Here is a 15,395-nt window from a genome sequence, read left to right as displayed (position 1 = left end):
TCCCACCATCACTTTTGCTTATTGACAAGACATAACTCTGAGATATCTTCGACCTAAGTCAGCAGCAGTCACCTCCCAGCACCAACGGAGACCCCCGTGGAACGCGTCGTCCAGTTCACCGGCCCCCGCCAGGTAGAAGTCGCCGAGCACGAGAGCGCCGCCCTGCCCGCGGGCCACCTCCGGGTCCGTACGCGCTACTCCGGCATCTCCGCCGGCACCGAGCTCACCGCCTACCGGGGCACCAACCCGTACCTGACGCGGACCTGGGACGCGGAGGCCCGCATCTTCCGCGACGGCGCGGCGGGCATCGAGTACCCGGTGGCGGGTTGGGGATACTCCGAGGTCGGCGAGGTCACCGAGGTCTCGCCCGAGCTGGTCGAGGTCCCGGGCATGCCCGCCGTGGGCGATCTGGTCTGGGGCATCTGGGGCCACCGCAGCGAGGGCATCGTGCCCGCCGAGCGGATGGTCGGCCACACCCTCCCGGCCGGTCTGGAGCCGCTGGCGGGCGCCTTCGCCCGCGTCGGCGCCATCGCGTACAACGCGGTGCTCGCCGCCGACATCCACCTCGGCGAAGAGGTCGCCGTCTTCGGGCAGGGCGTCATCGGCCTGCTCACGACCCGCCTCGCCCAGCTCAACGGTGCCCGCGTCACCGCCGTCGACGCCCTCGACGGCCGCCTCGACACCGCCCGCGCCTACGGCGCCCGCCGCACCCTGAACGCCCGCACCGACAGCGTCGCCGAGCGCGTCCGCGAGGCCACCGGCGGCCTCGGCGCCGACGTCGCCATCGAGATCAGCGGCGTCTACCCGGCGCTCCACGAGGCCCTGCGCTCGGTGACCGTGGGCGGCCGTGTCGTCGCCTCCGGCTTCTACCAGGGTGACGGCGCCGGGCTGCGGCTCGGCGACGAGTTCCACCACAACCGCGTCCAGCTCATCTGCTCGCAGATCGGCGGAGTGCCGCCGCAGCTGGCCGGCCGGTGGACCGTCGAGCGGCTCCAGCAGACCTTCCTCTCCCTCGTCGCCGAGGGCCTGGTCGACGTGAAGTCCCTGGTCAGCCATGTCGTCCCGGTCGAGGAAGCCGCCGACGCCTACGTCCTGCTGGACGAGCGCCCCGCCGAAGCCCTCCAGGTCGTCCTGGAGTTCTGAGCCGCTCCGGCCCACGGCCCGTCGGTAAGGCCCACGCCCCGCCGCTCCCGGCCCACGCCCCGCCGGTACGGGGGACGGTCCTGCCCGTCCCCGTACCGGCCCCGCACCACCGCCTCGCCCCTCCCCCGCGCGCTGCCCGCCGGCCGCGCCGAAAGGCCACCCATGCTGAAGACCCCGCTGAAGACCGCCTGCCAGGAGCAGCTGCTCCCCGGTGACACGCTCCAGGAGAAATGGGCGTTCGCCCAGGACGCCGGGTTCGACGCCGTCGAGCTGCGCTCGCGGGGCGACTTCCACTTCCGTGACCGCCTCCCCGAGCTGAAGCAGGCCCTCGCCGACGGCGTCGTCATGCCGACCGTCTGCGTCGAGATGCTGCACTTCTTCGCGGCCTTCGACGACGGCCTGCGCAAGGACGCACTGGAGCAGATGAAGTCGCAGCTCAGCGTCGCCGCCGAGATCGGCGCCCGGGGTGTGCAGACCCCCGCCTCGTACGGGATGTTCTCCCGCCGGCTGCCTCCGTTCGAGCCGCCGCGTTCCGAGGAGGAGGACCGCGAGGTCCTCCTCACCGGGCTGACCGAGCTCGGCGAGCACGCCCGCAAGGAGGGCGTCACCCTCTACCTGGAGCCGCTCAACCGGTACGAGGACCACATGGTCAACCGGCTGGACCAGGCCGTCGACCTGCTGAGCACCGTGGGCCTGGACTCGGTGAAGATCGGCATCGACAGCTACCACATGAACATCGAGGAGGCCGACCCGTCGGCCGCCATCCTCGCCGCGGCCCCCTACATCGGCCACGCCCAGGTCAGCGACTCCAACCGGTTCCAGCCGGGCGCCGGCCACCTCGACTGGCCGGCCTGGATCGGCGCGCTGCACACCATCGGCTTCGACGGCTACCTCGCCGCCGAGTGCCGGCTGACCGGCGACCCGGTCGAGGCCGTCCGCTCCATCCCGGCGTTCCTGCGGAGGTCGGGCGCGTGACCTCCCTCCTCGTCGAGTCCCCCGCGGCCGGGGAAGCGGAGACGCTCCGGCGCGGCGCTGCACGGGTCCTCCTCGGCAACTGGATGGGCGCCTCCACCGTCCCGTCCCGCGGGCTGTACCCGCACCAGTGGAGCTGGGACTCCGCCTTCATCGCGATCGGCCTGCGCCATCTCTCGGTGCGCCGGGCCCAGCGCGAACTGGAGACCCTGCTGCACGCCCAGTGGGCGGACGGCCGCGTCCCGCACATCGTCTTCAACCCGGCGGTGCCGCACGACGCGTACTTCCCGAGCCCCGACTTCTGGCGCTCGTCGAGCGCCGGAGCGGCGGCCGGAGCCCCCGCCGGCACCGAGACCTCCGGAATCGTGCAGCCGCCGGTGCACGCACTGGCCGCCTGGCTGGTCCACCTCGCCGACCCGCAGGACTCGCGCCGGCGCGGCTTCCTGCCCCGGGTGTACGGGCGCCTCGCCGCCTGGCACGACTACCTGACCGGCGCGCGGAACCTGGGCGGCGGCGGTCTCGCCGCCACGGTCCACCCGTGGGAGCCGGGCATGGACAACAGCCCGTGCTGGGACGCGCCGTTGCAGCGCGTGGAGCCCGCCGCCACCGGCTCGTACCGGCGCGCGGACCTCGACCACGGCCAGCCGTCCGAGCGGCCCACCGACCTCGACTACGGGCGCTACGTGCGCCTGGCCACCGACTACCGCGACGGCGGCTACGCCGACGCGGGCGCCGGCCACGCCTTCGCCGTCGAGGACCCTTGCGTCAACGCGCTGCTGATCGTCTCGGAGCACGCGCTCGCCCGCATCGCCGCCGAGACGGGCGCCGACCCGGCCCCGCACGAGCGGCGCGCGGCGCTCCTCACCGAAGCGCTGGTGGAACGCCTCTGGTCCCCGGAGGCCGGGATGTTCCTCTGCCGCGACCTGGTGAGCGACGAGCTGATCCCGGAGAAGAGCGTCACCGGACTGATCCCGCTGATCGTCCCCGGCCTCCCCCAGGAGATCGTGGACGCGCTGATCGGCACGGCGCAGAGCACCGCCTTCCGCCTGGGCGAGGTCCCGATGGTCCCCTCGTACGACTTCGGGGGCGCCGCCTTCGACCCGTCCCGCTACTGGCGCGGACCCGCGTGGTTCAACACCAACTGGCTGATGGAGCGCGGGCTGCGGCAGTACGGACGGACCGCCGCGGCCGACCGGCTGCGGGCGGCGATGCTGACCGCCGCCGGGGAGAGCGGCTTCGCGGAGTACGTGGACCCGTTCACCGCCGGAGCCCGCGGCACCCGTGACTTCGGCTGGACGGCCGCGCTGGCACTGGACCTGCTGGTGGCGGCGGAGCGCCCGGACGAGGACGCCCAGGGCTCCGGGCTCCCGCAGGACGAGGCGATCGGAGCGGACGCGTGACGGCAGCCACCGGCCCCACCCTGGTACGCGCCGGCACGTTCGCCGTGCTCGGCGCGGACGGCGGGATCACCGGCCGCCGGGGCGCCTCCCCGGACGGCCTCTTCCGCCGGGACGCCCGCCACCTCAGCCGCTGGACGCTGAGCGTGGACGGCGCCGTACCGGGCGTCCTCGTACCGTCCGCCGGGGAGACGGGCGCGGAGTGCGTACTGACCCCGCCCGGCACCCGCGACCAGCCGCCCGCCTACACGGTCTTCCGCGCACAGGCCCTGGGGGAAGGCTGTTTGACGGAACGTGTCCGGGTCGTCAGCAACCGTGACGCCCCCGTCTCCGCCGTCCTCGGCCTCACCGTGGACGCCGACTTCGCCGACCAGTTCGAACTCCGGTCGGACAACCGCCGGTACGACAAGACCGGGGCGCGGCGCACCGCTGTCCCCACCCCGGACGGGGTCGTCTTCTCGTACGAACGCGGCGCCGACTGGCTGTCACGGACGACGGTCACCGCCTCCCCCGCGCCGGCCGAAGTCGCCGCCGTGGAGGGCGAGTCGACCGCCCGGCACCTGCTCTGGCACCTGGAGGTGCCGGCCCAGGGCGCGGTCGAGCTGCTGCTGACCGTGGTGGCGCAGCCGCACGGGGCCCCGGCGCCCGGACCGTTGGTGACCCCCGACGCGGCTGTCGCCGAACAGGACCTGGACGCTGCGGAGTTCACCCGCCTCGCGGGTGCGGGGGCGCCGCTCCCGCTCCCCGCCGACGCCCCGGAGGGGCTCGCGGCGGCCTGCGGGCGCGGGCTCCGCGACCTGGCCGCCCTGCGGGTGCCCGCGGTCGGGCCGGACGGCGAGGAGCTGCGGGTACCGGGGGCGGGGGTGCCGTGGTTCCTGACGCTCTTCGGCCGGGACGCCCTGCTCACCTCGCACTTCGCGCTCCCCTACCGCCCCGCGCTCGCGGCGGCCACCCTCGGCGCGCTCGCGGCGACGCAGGGCACGGAGTACGACGCGTTCCGGGGCGAACAGCCGGGCCGCATCGTGCACGAGATCCGGCACGGCGAGCTGGCCGCGTTCCGCCAGGTCCCGTACGGCCGTTACTACGGCTCGGTGGACGCGACCCCGCTCTTCCTGACCCTGCTCGACGCCCACGCCGTCACCACCGGCGACACCTCGCTCGCCGTGCGCCTCGAAGCGCAGGCGCGGGCAGCGGTGGCCTGGATGTTCCGGGACGGCGGCCTGGCCGACAGCGGCTACCTCGTCTACACCCCGGACCCCGGCGGCCTCGTCAACCAGAACTGGAAGGACTCCGAAGGCGCGATCTGCTTCCTCGACGGCACCCAGGCCGAGGGGCCCATCGCGGTCGCGGAAGCGCAGGGATACGCGTACGACGCCCTGGTCCGCACGGCCCGGCTCGCCCGCACCGTCTGGGGCGACGCCGACTGGGCCGATGAACTGGGCTCGGCAGCAGAGGACTTGCGGGAACGCTTCCTGCGGGACTTCTGGATGACCGGCCCCGACTTCCCGGCCCTCGCGCTGGACGGCAAGGGCCGGCAGGTCGACTCGCTCGCCTCCGACGCGGGCCACCTCCTCTGGTCCGGCATCCTCGACGAGGACCACGCCCGCCGGGTCGGCCGGAGACTGCTGGAGCCCGACTTCTTCTCGGGCTGGGCCATCCGCACCCTCGCGGCGGGACAGCCGGGCTACCACCCGCTCTCCTACCACCGGGGCACCTCCTGGCCGCACGACAACGCGGTCGTCGTGCTCGGCCTCGCCCGCGCGGGCCTCGCCGACGAGGTCCGCGCGGTCGCCCGCGGCCTGCTGGACGCGGCCGGCCACCACGGCGACCGGCTGCCCGAGGTCATGGCCGGCTACGGCCGCACCGACCACCCGCGCCCGGTCCCCTACCCGCACTCCTGCTCCCCGCAGGCGTGGGCGGCGGCGACCCCGCTGGCGATCCTCACGGCGCTCCGGGAGACGGCGGCGGAGTGAGTCCGTACGGGAGGGGGGCGGCCGGAGACGGCCGTCCCCCTCCCGTACGCTCAGGCCCCGGGCACCTCGCGGAACGTGTGGACCAGCCGGATCGGGCCGACGATGTGCGCGTTGAACAGGTCGAGTTCCTCCGCCGGAACCCACAGCTCCAGGATGGTCCGGCCACCGGCCTGCCGGACGGGGTAGCGGCGGAGGAACTCGCGCTCCACCTCGAACCGCGTGACGTGACCCGCCCCGTCGAACCGGACGTTCCAGTCCCGGGCGATCGTGATCGCGTACTCCTCGTCGAGCACCGGGTAGAAGATCGGCTGCTCCGGCAGCCGGGGCGGCCACGCCCGCCAGCCGGATGCCTCCACCAGGGCGAGCTCCTCGGGCCCGGTGGGGCGCCAGAGCGTCGTGGTCGTCGGCCGGCCGGTCATGTCGTCCCTCTCCCGTTCACTCCTGATACGGGACAGGACGGGCCGGCCGGATTCGAACCGGCGCCCTCCTCCATGCCGTGAAGGCGCGACAGCCACTGCGCCACGAGCCCGTCCCGTCGGTGATCGTATGCGGGAACGCATCGCACGACACCCGAATACGCGCGGCCGGCAACCCACCGGGGCGTCCTGCGGACCACGACCGGGCGTCCCGGCCACGGCGGACCGAGCGCACCACCGGACCCGCCTCGCGCACCCCCTCTTCCCTTGCACGGCAAGGGCGTTGGAGAATTCGCGCATGAATCAGCCCGCGACCGATCCGGCCGCCGACGCGGCGGACACGTACCTCACGGCGCTCCACGACCGGCTGAAAGCCGACGGTTGCACGGTGAGGGTGTCGGACTGGAAGGGCCACCGTTCGGTGACCGGCTTCCGTGCCGACCGCAAGGCCCGGTGGTTCGGGACCAAGGCCGAGCTTTTCGTCTTCGCGGCGGCCGTCCCCGAGATCGACGTGGCCACACTGGCCGAGTTCACCAACTGGGCCATGAGCTACGCGAAGAGCGTGCGCGGAGGCATCCCCGGCGCCCGCAACGTGGCACAGGTACTCCCCGCACTGGTGAGCACCCGCGTCCAGCCCGAGGCGGCCCGGTGGGCGGCCCAGGACGCCCGGATCCTCGACACGTCACTGATCAGCCGCCCCCTCACGGTCGAAACGGCCTCCGGTGCCACCCGGACCACGCTGTACCGGGGCGGGACCGTGTGGGGCGGCATGTTCACCGGCCACGTGCTGGAGAAGGCGTCCCTGTACTTCCCCTGAGCGCGGACTTCCCGTGAGCGCGGACTTCCCGTGAGCGCGGCACTTCCCCCGAGCGCCGCCCCCGAAGCCGAGGGAGCCGTTCAGGCCCGCCCGCTCCGGCGCCCGGCACCGGAACGGCCCCCGGGTTGAGGTGAGCGGCCCCCTGGGGTGACGAGGCTCAGCCCGGGGGCACCTTCCGCACGACGGTGTCGTCCGGCCCCAACGCCCGCCCGTCCGCCGCCCGGACCTCCAGGGCGCGCAGGCCCTCCCCCTGCTCACGGTCGACCATCCGCGAGTGTTCTTCGCCGGGGGCGAAGAAGTTCTGCTCGCCCCACTGCCGCAGCGCCACGACGACGGGGAAGAGCGCCTTGCCCTTCGGGGTCAGTACGTACTCGCGGTAGGCACTGCCGTCCGAGGCGGGGACGGTTTCCAGGACCCCGCCCGCGACCAAGGCGCGCAGGCGTGCGGTGAGGATGTTCTTCGCCACCCCGAGACTTCGCTGGAACTCCCCGAAGCGGCGGCTCCCGTCGAAGGCGTCGCGCACGATCAGGAGCGACCACCAGTCGCCGATCGCGTCCACGGACCGGGCGACGGGGCAGTCGCTGTCGTCGAAGCGCGTTCTGGTCACCATGCCGTCCTCCATTCCTCCACCACGCACCACGCGAACCGGTTGCATGATGCTACCAAAGGCCGCTACCGTCGCCACTGGTTGCACCTTGCAACCACGCCTGCCGGAGGGATGCCGCGTGCTCGACGACGACAGAACCGTGGAACCGCCGGCCACGCTCCGGGACGCCGAAGGCGGCGGATCCGCCCCGCCCCGGGGCACGGGCCGCGGTGTGTCGGAAGTCCCGCCCTCCGGGCGGACGGCGCCGCTCGCGCAACGCGGCCTCGTCGCCCTGTTCGCCGTCGCCTGCGGAGCCGCGGTCGCCAACGTCTACTTCGCCCAGCCGCTCCTGGTGACCATGGGCCACGACCTCTCCCTGAGCCCGGCGCTGCTCGGCGCCGTCGTCACCCTCACCCAGACCGGGTACGGCCTGGGCCTGTTCTTCCTCGTACCGCTGGGCGACGTCACCGACCGCCGCCGCCTCGTCGTGACCCAACTGCTGCTCCTGGTAGCGGCGTTGGCAGCAGTCACCACCGCCCGCAGCGCCGCTGCCCTCCTCGCGGGCATGGCAGGGGTGGGGCTCCTCGCCGTCGTCACGCAGACGCTGGTGGCCTACGCGGCGTCGCTCGCGCCGCCCGCCCGGCGCGGACGCGTCGTCGGTACGGTGACCAGCGGCGTGGTCCTCGGCATCCTGCTCGCCCGCACCGTCTCCGGCTTCATGGCCGACCTCGCGGGCTGGCGCTCCGTCTACCTCGCCTCGGCCGTACTCACCGCATTGCTCGCCCTGGTCCTGTACCGCGTGCTGCCGCGCCACACCAACACCGCGCCGGAGCCCTTGCGTTACGGACAGCTGCTGCGCTCCACGGTCACCCTGTTCGCCCGGGAGCGGCTGCTGCGGCTCCGGGCCCTGCTGGGCCTGCTGATCTTCGCGGCCTTCAGCATCCTGTGGAGCAGCCTCGCGCTGCCGCTCAGCGCACCCCCGTACTCCTTCTCCCACACCGCGATCGGGGCATGGGGACTGGTCGGGGCCGCGGGCGCGCTGGCCGCGACGGCGGCGGGGCGCCTGAACGACCGCGGGCTCTCCGGGCGGACCACCGGCATCGCCCTGGCGCTGCTCGCCGTCTCGTGGGCGCCGTTGACCTTCGTCCGCAGCTCGCTCTGGGCCCTGCTCGTCGGCGTGATCCTCCTCGACCTGGCCGTACAGGCCGTCCACGTCACCAACCAGACCCTGATCCACGCGCTGCACCCGGAGGCGGGCAGCCGGCTGATCGGCGGCTACATGGTCTTCTACTCGGTCGGCAGCGCCACCGGCGCCCTCGCCGCGACCTCCCTCTACGCGGCGGCCGGCTGGGGAGCGGTGTGCGCCCTGGGCGCCGCCGTCAGCTGCCTCGCGTTCGCGCTCTGGGCCTGCACCCGGGACGCCGCCCCGGGGCCGACGACGGGCATGCCGGGCTGAGCTCCTCGTTCCGCGCTCCGGAACACCCAACTCCCCACATTCCCCCCGCTAATCCGCCCCGTTTCGACCGCAAGTTGACCGAGGGCATCGTCCTGCCCAAAGATCGGCCTCCATGAAGCGGACCCCCTCCCAGAGTGCGGCCCTGATCGGCCGTAATGGCGCGATGGCCCTGGTCACCCTGCTGCTGCTCGTCGCGGGTGCGTGGGCCTCGTGGGAGACCGCGCACCACATCATCCTGGCCAAGGGCCGCGAGCACGGCACGCTGACGGTGACCGGCTGCGGCGACGACACCTGCACCGGGCCGTACACCCCGGACGCCCAGTCCCCGCCGCGCTCGGGCGTGATCGTCACGCGCTCGGTCGCCGCGCAGCGGGGCGACGAGTTCCCGGTGGTCCTGAAGCCGGGCAGCGCCGAGGCCGTACGGACCGGGGTCCCCGGATTCCTGCACGCCTGGCTCCCGTTGGGCGGCGCACTGATCCTGGCCTCCCTGGTCCTGGGCGGCGGCCTGCGGCTGACCCGTACGGCATGGGCGGCGGGCGTCACGGGAGCGGCGCTGCTGGTGGCGACGTTCCTCGCGCTGTGAGGGGCCGCCACCGGGCCAGGCGCGTACCCGCCGGGGACCGACCAGGCGGCCCTCAGGGACCCGAGGTGGTGGCTGAGCCGGGGAAAGACCTGCCGCCCGCCCTCGGCGCCGCGACCGCGGACACCGGATCGTCCGCGTAGAAGCGGAGGGCACGGGCCTCCCGTTCCCCCGACGCGACGGCGCCCCCGCCCGGACCCGAGGTCCGGACAGGGGCGCCCGACGCTGTACGTACCGCTGGATCAGCCGGTGTTGCGGAGCCCCGCCGCCACACCGTTGACGGTGAGGAGGAGGGCGCGGGCGAGGAGCGGGTCGGCTTCCTCGCCGGCCGCGGCGGCGTCGCGCTGGCGCTTCAGCAGGGCGACCTGGAGGTAGGAGATCGGGTCCAGGTAGGCGTCGCGGATGGCGAAGGTCTGCTGGAGGACCGGGCTGGTGCCGAGGAGCTCGGTGTTGCCGGTGATCCGCAGGACTTCCTGGACGGTGAGGGCGTGCTCGGCCTCGATGACGTCGAAGACGTGCTTCAGCTCGTCGGGGACGAGGGTGTCGACGTAGTGGCGGGCGATGCGCAGGTCCGTCTTGGCCAGCGTCATCTCGACGTTGGACAGGAAGTTCTGGAAGAAGTGCCACTGACCGTGCATCTCGTCCAGGACGGTGTCGAGACCGGCCTCGCGCAGGGCCTTGAGGCCGGAGCCGACGCCGAACCAGCCGGGGACGATCTGGCGGGACTGGGTCCAGCCGAACACCCACGGGATGGCGCGCAGTCCGTCGAGTCCGACGCCCGAGTCGGGGCGGCGCGACGGGCGCGAGCCCAGGTGCAGCTCGGCGAGCTGGTCGACCGGGGTGGAGGAGAGGAAGTACGCGGGCAGGTCCGGGTCCTCGACCAGCTTGCGGTACGTGGCGTGGGCGGCGTCCGAGACGGTGTCCATCGCCGCGTCCCAGCGGGCCAGCGCCTCGTCGGACTGGCGCGGCGCGGTGTGCAGGGCGGAGGCCTGCAGGGTGGCCGCGACGGTCAGTTCCAGGTTCTCGCGGGCGAGCGCCGGGATGAGGTACTTGTCGGAGATGACCTCGCCCTGCTCGGTCACCTTGATCTCGCCCTCCAGGGTTCCCCAGGGCTGGGCGAGGATCGCGTCGTGCGAGGGGCCGCCACCGCGGCCGACGGTGCCGCCGCGGCCGTGGAAGAGCCGCAGCCGCACCCCGTAGCGGTGGGCGACGTCGCGCAGCCGGCGCTGGGCGCGGTGGATCTCCCACTGCGAGGTCGTGATCCCGCCGAACTTCGAGGAGTCCGAGTAGCCGAGCATGACCTCCTGGACGTCGCCGCGCAGCGAGACCAGGCGCCGGTAGGAGGGGTCGGCGAGCATCTCGTCGAGGATGACGTCGGCGGCGCGCAGCTCGTCGGTCGTCTCCAGCAGCGGCACGATGCCGATCTTCGCCCACCCGGCGTGCAGGTCGAGGAGGCCCGCCTCACGGGCGAGGACGGCGGCGGCGAACACGTCGTCGGCGCCCTGGCACATCGAGATGATGTAGGACTCGATGACCTCGGGGCCGAACCGCTCGAAGGCTTCCTGGATGGTGTGGAAGACGCCGAGGGTCTTGGCGCCCGCCGCGTCCAGCGGAGCCGGGGTCGGGGCGAGCGGGCGGCGGGAGCGGAGCTCCTTGGCGAGGAGCTTCTGCCGGTAGTCGCGCGGCATGTCGGTGTAGCGCCAGGACTCCTCGCCGAGCCGGTCGAAGAGCTGACCGAGGGCGTGGTGGTGGGCGTCGGCGTGCTCGCGTACGTCCATGGTGGCGAGCTGGAGACCGAAGGCGCCCAGCGTGCGGATGGTGCGGTCCATCCGGCCGTCGGCGAAGAGGCCGCCGCGGTGCTCGCGCAGCGAGGTCTGGATCAGGGTGAGGTCCGCGAGGAGCTCGGAGGTGCCGAGGTAGTCGCAGCCGGGGCGGTGCGGGGTGCCCTTGGCGAGGCGGTCGCGGGTGTTGACGAGCTTCTGGCGGATGCAGGTGGCCTTGAGCCGGTACGGCTCCTCGGCGTTCAGCCGCTTGTAGCGCGGGCTGATCTCCGGGAGGCGCTCCAGGTCGGCCTGGAGGGACTCGAGCAGCTCCTCGGTGGCGCCCGTGTAGCGGATGGAGTTGGAGAGCAGTCCGCGCAGGTGGTCCACGAGTTCGAGGGCGTCGGTGATGCCGTGCTCGTGCTGGAGGATCAGCACCTCCCAGGTGACGGCGGGCGTCACGTTGGGGTTGCCGTCGCGGTCGCCGCCGATCCAGGTGCCGAAGGTCAGCGGCCGGGTGCCCGCGGGCAGCGGGACGCCGACGCGCTCCAGTTCGGCGGAGAGGTCTTCGAGGACGTCGCCGACCGCGCCGGCGTGCAGCTCGTCCAGGTAGTAGATGGCGTTGCGGGCCTCGTCGGCCGGCTCCGGGCGGACGACGCGCAGCTCGTCGGTCTGCCAGATGAGGTCGATGTTCTCCGCGAGCCGCAGGTCGACGCGGCGCCGGTCGGCCTCGATGACCGGGGTCTCCAGCAGCGCCGCGATGCGGCGGAGCTTGTTCAGCACCGAGCGACGGGCGGCCTCGGTGGGGTGGGCCGTGAAGACCGGCCGCACGTTGAGGTTCTTGACCGTCTCGCGCAGGTGCTCGGGGTCGGCGTCCTTGAGACGGTCGGCGGTACGGGCGAGGAGCCCGCCCTCCGCGGCGCGCCGGTCGCGCATCTCGTGGGCGCGGTGCACCTGCTCGGTGACGTTGGCCAGGTGGAAGTAGGTGGAGAAGGCGCGCACGAGCTGCGCCGCGGTCTCCAGGTCCGTGTCGCCGAGGAGTTCGGCCGCCGCTTCGCCGTCCGTACGGGTGAGGGCGCGAACGCGTTCGACGAGTTCGAGGAGTTCCGGGCCCTCCTGGCGTACCAGGGTCTCGCCCAGCAGGTCGCCGAGGCGGCGGATGTCGGCCCGCAGTTCGGGGCTGCTGGCGGCAGGGGTCTGGTCGGCACTGCTCACAGTGTGCGGCTCCTTGCAGTGGTTGAGCACGAATCCGGGGCCAACGGCCGCAGCGTGCTGTTGCCGCCCCCGGGACGAGCGGGGTGCGGACCGCGCTGTCCGACCCTTCCAAGGATATGTGGCACCGGCGTCGGCGCGTCCGGTGGCCTCACAGGGTGGGACGGGCGGTGCATTCGACAGCGGGAGCCGTACAGGCTTTACCCGCAAGGGGGCAGGAGATACCACGAATGGCGCACGGAACGTGGTCTGGTGGTGTGGGCCGCGTCACTGCGGTACTTACGATCCCGTAGGTTACGGTCCCGTAGCCCAGGCCGATTCCGATTTGTTCTCCTCACCCCCCGGGGGACCACATGACCATCAGCCCCGAACTGACCGACCAGCCGGACCCACCGGCAGGGCCCGGTCCCGACCCTCTCCCCTCCGCCACGCTGGGCGGTGACAGCAAGCGCTCGATCGAGCAGATCGCGCTGCTGTTCTTCATCGTGGTGCCGTTCGCGGCCCTGGTGGCGGCGGTGCCGCTGACCTGGGGCCACGGCGTCAGCTGGCTCGATCTGGGGCTGATGGTGGCGATGTACTACATCGGCTGCCACGGCGTCACGATCGGCTTCCACCGCTACTTCACGCACGGCTCCTTCAAGGCGAAGCGCCCGCTGCGCATCGCGCTCGCCGTCGCCGGCTCCCTGGCGGTGGAGGGCCCGCTGGTGCGGTGGGTCGCCGACCACCGCAAGCACCACCGGTTCTCCGACGCGGAGGGCGATCCCCACTCTCCGTGGCGCTTCGGCGAGACGCTGCCGGCCCTGATGAAGGGGCTGTGGTGGGCGCACATCGGCTGGATGTTCAACGAGGAGCAGACCCCGCAGCAGAAGTACGCCCCCGACCTGGTCAAGGACCCGGCCATGAGGGCCGTCTCGCGCCACTTCCTGACGTTCACGATCATCTCGCTGGGCATCCCGCCGCTGGTCGGCGGGCTGGTGACCATGTCGTGGTGGGGTGCGGCGACGGCGTTCTTCTGGGGTTCCCTGGTACGGGTGGCGCTTCTGCACCACGTCACGTGGGCGATCAACTCGATCTGCCACGCGGTGGGCAAGCGCCCCTTCAAGTCCCGCGACAGGTCGGGGAACGTGTGGTGGCTGGCCGTGCTGTCCTGCGGCGAGTCCTGGCACAACCTGCACCACGCCGACCCGACGAGCGCCCGCCACGGCGTGATGCGCGGCCAGATCGACTCCAGCGCCCGGCTGATCCGCTGGTTCGAACAGCTCGGATGGGCGTACGACGTCCGCTGGCCGGACGCCGACCGCATCGAGTCGCGACGCAAGGAGTCCCGGCGCAAGGCCGTGCCCGCCGACGCGGCATGATGGGCACCGTGGCGACCGACGGCAGCACGAGCAGCAAGAGAAGCAGCCCTCCCCCCGCGCGCCGGACCAGGCGGGTCCGGATGACCGGGAAGGAGCGGCGCGAACAGCTGCTGGACATCGGTCGCACCCTCTTCGCCGACAAGGGGTTCGAAGGGACCTCGGTCGAGGAGATCGCGGCACGCGCCGGGGTCTCCAAGCCGGTGGTGTACGAGCACTTCGGCGGCAAGGAGGGCCTGTACGCGGTCGTGGTCGACCGGGAGATGCGCCAGCTGCTGGACATGGTGACGGGCGCCCTCACCGCGGGGCACCCGCGTGAGCTGCTGGAACAGGCGGCCTTCGCCCTGCTCGACTACATCGAGACGTACACGGACGGCTTCCGCATCCTGGTCCGGGACTCCCCGGTCGCCCAGTCGACGGGCACCTTCGCCTCGCTGATCAGCGACATCGCCACGCAGGTGGAGGACATCCTGGGCATGGAGTTCAAGGCCCGCGGCTTCGACCCGAAGCTGGCCCCCCTCTACGCGCAGGCCCTCGTCGGCATGGTGGCCCTCACCGGCCAGTGGTGGCTCGACGTCCGCAAGCCCCGCAAGGCGGAGGTGGCGGCGCACCTGGTGAACCTGGCCTGGCACGGCCTGGAGAACCTGGAGCCGAAGCCCCGGCTGATAGGGCACCGCAAGAGCTGACGGACGCCGCGGTGAGCGCACGTACGCGAAGGGGTCCCGCCACTCGGGTGGCGGGACCCCTTCGCCGTACGGCCGTGCGGGCAGGCGGACCGGACCCGCGGGCGGTCAGCGCACCCAGTCCTTGAGGGGGCTTTCGCAGCACGCTTCAGGTCGGGAAGACCGTACGCGGGCCGTACGCCGGAGCCCCCGTCAGCCGTGGTGCAGCCAGACGCGCAGCGGTCCCGTCGTGGTGAAGCCGTGGCGCAGGGCGGCGTCGAGGTCCTCGCCGTGTTCGTAGCCGACCACGGGCAGCCCGGGGAAGAGCCGGTGCGCCGCGTCGAGGGCCCCGGGCCAGGCCGCGTCGGCGCCGCCGTCCCGGGCGAAGACGTTGGAGAGGCCGAGGACGCCCCCGCCGAGCGCGGCGTCACCGATCACGCCCCCGCCGAGCGCGCCGTCACCGGCAGCGCCCTCGCTGCGGCTCGCCACCGCCCCTGCGGTGATCCGGCCGTCCGGGGTGTGGGCGGCGAGCAGGAGGGTGTCCGGGTCGTCGAGGAGGGCGGGCCCGAAGAGGTCCGCGTTGCCGTCGCCGTCGTCCCAGGCCTCCGCCCAGGCGCGTACCGCGTCGGGGTCCTCGGCGACCTGCCAGGGGGTGCCGGAGAAGGTGGCGGGCGGGCCGGCCGGGCGGTGGATCCAGGCGGCCTCGAAGAGCACCCGGAAGCCGGCCGCCGTCAGGTCGAGGTCGGCGAAGCTGTCCTTGACGGAGGCACCGGGGGCGGTGAGGTCCACACGCCGGACGACGTCGGCCGGATCGGCTCCGGGGACCAGGGTCACCGCGTCGGGGTAGTACAGCGGCGTGCGGGCCGGTGCCGTCCACGCCTGCGCGCCGAAATCGCCCGGCACCCCGTGGGCGCGGCTCATCACCGCGCACCACTCGGCGTTGTTGCGGGCGCAGGCCCGGACCAGCCGGGCCGGGGAGTGCTGCGTCGTCCGTACTGTCTGCGTCGTCCGTACTGTCTGCGTCGTCCGCGTCGTCGTCACGAGTGCGGAGCTTGCCCCGGGGCGG

General features: G+C 73.1%; 13 protein-coding genes and 1 tRNA gene. 9 read left to right on the top strand and 5 right to left on the bottom strand.

What is annotated here, in order from left to right:
* Positions 1-96 precede the first annotated feature (96 nt).
* The 4 genes from OG599_RS20660 to OG599_RS20645 all read left to right on the top strand — a co-directional run bounded on the left by OG599_RS20660 (position 97) and on the right by OG599_RS20645 (position 5,485).
* Positions 97-1,143: a zinc-dependent alcohol dehydrogenase gene (locus tag OG599_RS20660; RefSeq protein WP_327177459.1), complete on the top strand. Its 1,047-nt coding sequence runs from the start codon at positions 97-99 to the stop codon at positions 1,141-1,143.
* A 162-nt stretch (positions 1,144-1,305) separates the two neighbouring features.
* On the top strand, positions 1,306-2,118 hold the full coding sequence (locus OG599_RS20655; protein WP_327177458.1) for a sugar phosphate isomerase/epimerase family protein: 813 nt from the start codon (positions 1,306-1,308) through the stop codon (positions 2,116-2,118).
* Positions 2,115-3,515 (top strand): MGH1-like glycoside hydrolase domain-containing protein, encoded by a 1,401-nt coding sequence (locus OG599_RS20650; RefSeq protein ID WP_327177457.1) that lies wholly within the window; start codon positions 2,115-2,117, stop codon positions 3,513-3,515. Before OG599_RS20655 ends, OG599_RS20650 begins: the two co-directional genes overlap by 4 nt.
* Positions 3,512-5,485, top strand: coding sequence for an amylo-alpha-1,6-glucosidase (locus OG599_RS20645; protein ID WP_327177456.1), 1,974 nt, complete (start codon positions 3,512-3,514; stop codon positions 5,483-5,485). The genes OG599_RS20650 and OG599_RS20645 overlap by 4 nt, the downstream gene beginning before the upstream one ends.
* A 50-nt stretch (positions 5,486-5,535) precedes the next feature.
* Here OG599_RS20645 and OG599_RS20640 read toward each other — a convergent pair whose 3' ends face one another.
* Both OG599_RS20640 and OG599_RS20635 read right to left on the bottom strand, forming a co-directional pair.
* Entirely contained in the window at positions 5,536-5,904 is a 369-nt protein-coding gene (locus OG599_RS20640) for a hypothetical protein (RefSeq protein ID WP_327177455.1), read from the bottom strand.
* Positions 5,905-5,941: 37 nt separating this feature from the next.
* Positions 5,942-6,015, bottom strand: a tRNA-Ala gene (locus OG599_RS20635).
* A 184-nt stretch (positions 6,016-6,199) separates the two neighbouring features.
* Here OG599_RS20635 and OG599_RS20630 point away from each other — a divergent pair.
* Positions 6,200-6,718 (top strand): hypothetical protein, encoded by a 519-nt coding sequence (locus OG599_RS20630; protein WP_327177454.1) that lies wholly within the window; start codon positions 6,200-6,202, stop codon positions 6,716-6,718.
* Positions 6,719-6,875: 157 nt separating this feature from the next.
* Here OG599_RS20630 and OG599_RS20625 read toward each other — a convergent pair whose 3' ends face one another.
* Complete coding sequence (locus tag OG599_RS20625) at positions 6,876-7,328, bottom strand: winged helix-turn-helix transcriptional regulator (RefSeq protein ID WP_327177453.1); 453 nt, start codon at positions 7,326-7,328, stop codon at positions 6,876-6,878.
* Positions 7,329-7,443: 115 nt separating this feature from the next.
* On the opposite strand from OG599_RS20625, the gene OG599_RS20620 reads away from it, so the two are divergent.
* Complete coding sequence (locus tag OG599_RS20620; RefSeq protein WP_442809482.1) at positions 7,444-8,760, top strand: MFS transporter; 1,317 nt, start codon at positions 7,444-7,446, stop codon at positions 8,758-8,760.
* Between the two features lie 112 nt (positions 8,761-8,872).
* Complete coding sequence (locus OG599_RS20615; RefSeq protein ID WP_327177452.1) at positions 8,873-9,343, top strand: hypothetical protein; 471 nt, start codon at positions 8,873-8,875, stop codon at positions 9,341-9,343.
* 239 nt (positions 9,344-9,582) lie between these two features.
* Here the strand turns inward: OG599_RS20615 and ppc are convergent, their stop codons facing one another.
* On the bottom strand, positions 9,583-12,315 hold the full coding sequence (ppc, locus tag OG599_RS20610; protein WP_327177451.1) for a phosphoenolpyruvate carboxylase: 2,733 nt from the start codon (positions 12,313-12,315) through the stop codon (positions 9,583-9,585).
* Positions 12,316-12,665: 350 nt separating this feature from the next.
* Between ppc and OG599_RS20605 the strand changes: the two genes are divergently transcribed.
* Together OG599_RS20605 and OG599_RS20600 are read left to right on the top strand one after the other, a co-directional pair.
* Positions 12,666-13,670 carry an acyl-CoA desaturase gene (locus OG599_RS20605; RefSeq protein ID WP_327177450.1) on the top strand — a complete coding sequence of 335 codons (1,005 nt, stop codon included), beginning with the start codon at positions 12,666-12,668 and terminating at the stop codon, positions 13,668-13,670.
* Positions 13,667-14,353: a TetR/AcrR family transcriptional regulator gene (locus OG599_RS20600; protein ID WP_327177449.1), complete on the top strand. Its 687-nt coding sequence runs from the start codon at positions 13,667-13,669 to the stop codon at positions 14,351-14,353. Before OG599_RS20605 ends, OG599_RS20600 begins: the two co-directional genes overlap by 4 nt.
* A 189-nt stretch (positions 14,354-14,542) precedes the next feature.
* Here OG599_RS20600 and OG599_RS20595 read toward each other — a convergent pair whose 3' ends face one another.
* Positions 14,543-15,250 carry a hypothetical protein gene (locus tag OG599_RS20595; RefSeq protein WP_327180113.1) on the bottom strand — a complete coding sequence of 236 codons (708 nt, stop codon included), beginning with the start codon at positions 15,248-15,250 and terminating at the stop codon, positions 14,543-14,545.
* Positions 15,251-15,395 lie beyond the last annotated feature (145 nt).

The sequence above is a fragment of the Streptomyces sp. NBC_01335 genome (assembly GCF_035953295.1).
GTDB lineage: Bacteria > Actinomycetota > Actinomycetes > Streptomycetales > Streptomycetaceae > Streptomyces.
Note: the sequence above shows the minus strand (reverse complement) of the source record. Positions and strands in the feature narration are given on the sequence as shown.

Excerpts from the sequence above, each read along its gene's own strand:
- OG599_RS20640 (WP_327177455.1), bottom strand. The coding sequence starts at position 5,904 with ATGACCGGCCGGCCGACGACCACGACGCTCTGGCGCCCCACCGGGCCC.
- OG599_RS20625 (WP_327177453.1), bottom strand. The coding sequence starts at position 7,328 with ATGGTGACCAGAACGCGCTTCGACGACAGCGACTGCCCCGTCGCCCGG.
- OG599_RS20630 (WP_327177454.1), top strand. The coding sequence starts at position 6,200 with ATGAATCAGCCCGCGACCGATCCGGCCGCCGACGCGGCGGACACGTAC.
- OG599_RS20595 (WP_327180113.1), bottom strand. The coding sequence starts at position 15,250 with ATGAGCCGCGCCCACGGGGTGCCGGGCGATTTCGGCGCGCAGGCGTGG.
- OG599_RS20600 (WP_327177449.1), top strand. The coding sequence starts at position 13,667 with ATGATGGGCACCGTGGCGACCGACGGCAGCACGAGCAGCAAGAGAAGC.
- OG599_RS20655 (WP_327177458.1), top strand. The coding sequence starts at position 1,306 with ATGCTGAAGACCCCGCTGAAGACCGCCTGCCAGGAGCAGCTGCTCCCC.
- OG599_RS20605 (WP_327177450.1), top strand. The coding sequence starts at position 12,666 with ATGACCATCAGCCCCGAACTGACCGACCAGCCGGACCCACCGGCAGGG.
- OG599_RS20615 (WP_327177452.1), top strand. The coding sequence starts at position 8,873 with ATGAAGCGGACCCCCTCCCAGAGTGCGGCCCTGATCGGCCGTAATGGC.